Source organism: Microbacterium sp. CPCC 204701, from assembly GCF_004010105.1.
Taxonomy (GTDB): Bacteria; Actinomycetota; Actinomycetes; order Actinomycetales; family Microbacteriaceae; genus Microbacterium.
In genome coordinates this window covers 1-1,206 of record NZ_RRYE01000600.1, presented here as the reverse complement: position 1 = coordinate 1,206, position 1,206 = coordinate 1, and the positions used below count along the sequence as shown (strand labels likewise).

The window sequence follows — 1,206 nt, the reverse complement described above, 5'->3', positions numbered from 1 at the left end:
TCGGGCGGAACGACCTCCTCGACCGATTCGGGGCGCACCTCCGTGACGTTCTCGGGGTCGCGCTGCTCGGTGACGTCGAGGCTCGGCGACTGCTCGTACTGGGGCGTGACGTCGATGGGGACCCACTGCCCGCCGGTCGACTGAACCTCGGTCCAGACCGAGAGATCCTGCGCACGGCACACGCCCTCGTCGCACGCCGCGAGCCCGGGCTCCGCCCCCGCCAGGCGCGCCCCCAGCACGACTCGCGACGGGAATCCGAGCTCGCGCGCGATGAGCGCCGCGGCGACCGCGAACTGCTCGTCGTCGCCGACGGCCGCGACATAGTTGCCGGATGCCACGGCCCTCGGATCCGACTCGCGCTCGAGCAGGCGCGAGAACATCGTGTCGATGCGCGCGAGCGAGTGCCCCGAGGCGCTCGGCTGGAACGCGTAGTCGGGGATCGCCTGCGCCCACGACGGGATGCCGTCGCCCTCGGCGAGCCCGTGGCTGAGGTAGCCGCGCTCCCGCAGGAGCGACACGAGCGCGTCGAGCGCCGCCCCGCCGGTGCCGCTGATGTGCTCGTCCATCCAGGCGCGCAGACTCTCGGGAGCCTCGACCCCTTCCCGATCGCGTCCGGGCGCCTCGAGCTCCGCGAGGTCGGCCGGCTCCGGCTCCACCCCCCGCACGACGTAGCGGTCACCCGCCCGCAGGCCGCCTCCGGCGGTCTGCACCCCGGCCCAGGCCGCCGGGCTGTAGTAGAAGCGGTCGTCGAGGGACGATGCCCGGTCGCCGCTGAAGTCGACGGTCTCGAGACGGCCGACAGTCGGCATCCAGATCCCGTCCCAGCCGTCGATCTCGACCCGCACCACGACCGGGTCGCCCTCGCCGGCGTCGAGCGAGGAGGGCACGCGCACGAAGCGTCCGGCGTCCCGCGCCTCCTCACCGCCCGAGCGGAACACCTCGCCGTCGTACGCGTCCAGCGTCGCGACCCGGATGCGCTCGGGGAGCGTTGCGACCACCGGCTCGACGGTGAAGAGCACCTCGTCGGAGCGGCCGTCGGCGTAGAGCGACCGGTACTGCGCGAGCGGGCTCACCTCGGCCGACAGGTCGATGTCGGGCCCGACCGCCGAGCGCAGCACCTCGCGCTCGGCACCGCGGGCGGCGAACGGCACGATCGCCACCGAGAGCGCGAGCGCCGCGGCCAGCATGCCCGCGCCGAGGGCCGTG

The 1,206-nt window shown here is 74.3% G+C and carries 1 protein-coding gene; it reads right to left on the bottom strand.

Translation table 11 applies throughout. From position 1 onward, the window contains the following. Positions 1 to 1,206: DUF3488 and transglutaminase-like domain-containing protein (locus tag EIO58_RS18215; RefSeq protein ID WP_164861879.1), on the bottom strand; the 1,206-nt coding region annotated here is incomplete at both ends.